The sequence below is a fragment of the Roseateles sp. FW305-36 genome, from assembly GCF_058787015.1.
In genome coordinates, this window is the sequence record NZ_JBYSZK010000049.1 from 1 (window position 1) to 1,094 (window position 1,094).

Sequence of the window (1,094 nt, forward strand, 5' to 3'; positions counted from 1 at the left end):
CGTGGGCCGCTGCTGCGTGGCTTGCTGCTGCGCCGCGGGCCGCAGTGGCACGAGCTGCACGTGGTGCAGCACCACATCGTTGGGGACGGCTGGTCGATGGGGATCTTCACCCGCGAACTCAGTGCGCTGTATTCGGCCTGCTTGACCGCCCAGAACCCAGACGTTGCGCAACCCTTCCAAGACCCGTTGCCGGCCCTGGCCATCCAGTACGGTGACTACGCCGCCTGGCAGCGCCGCTGGTTCGATGCCAAGGCCTTGCAAGCGCACAGCCGCTATTGGCAGGAGCAATTGATTGGCATCCCGGAGTTGCTGGAGCTGCCGACGGACTTTGCGCGCCCGGCACAGGTGGACCTGCGCGCCGGCATGGTGCCCGTGAACCTGAGCCCCGAACTCAGCCAGTCGCTCAAGGCCTTGAGCCAGGCGCAGGGCTGCACTCTGCACCAGACGCTGCTGGCCGCGTGGGGCGTGGTGCTCTCCAAGCTCAGCGGTCAGCGGGACCTCGTGATCGGCACTCTTAGCGCCAACCGTGACCAGGCGCAGCTGCATGAGCTCATCGGGTTCTTTGTGAACACGCTGCCGCTGCGCCTGCGCTTTGCGGACAACCCCAGCATCGAAGCGCTGCTGCGCCAGGCGCGTCAGGTGGCGATCGAGGCACAGGACCGCCAGCAGCTGCCGTTTGAGCAGATCGTCGAGATCGTCAAACCCACGCGCAGCCTGGCTCACAGCCCCATCTTCCAAGCGATGTTTGCTTGGCAGAACAACGAGGAAGGGGAGCTCGAACTGCCAGGGCTGCGATTGGATATGGCGGGTGAGTTCGAGCCGGTCGCCAAGTACGACATCGACTTGACGCTCGGAGAAGGCCCGGCTGGACAAGGCATCCAGGGGGCACTCATCTATGCAAGCTCGCTCTTCAGCGAGGCCAGCATCCAGCGTCACGTGAACTATCTGCAGCGCGTGCTGGAGGAGTTTGTGAAGGCGCACGCAGGTCAGCAGTTGGCGCAACTGCGCTTTGCGCAACTGGACATTCTGCCGGCGCAAGAGCGAGAGCAGCTGCTTGTAGGTTTCAATCCTGTCTCGCAAGATGCTCCTGGCGG

1 protein-coding gene is annotated in these 1,094 nt (G+C 64.2%); it reads left to right on the forward strand.

What is annotated here, in order from left to right; translation table 11 throughout:
- Positions 1 to 21 precede the first annotated feature (21 nt).
- On the forward strand, positions 22 to 1,094 hold a 1,073-nt coding region (locus AC3WOE_RS30480; RefSeq protein ID WP_492696299.1), incomplete at its 3' end, for a condensation domain-containing protein.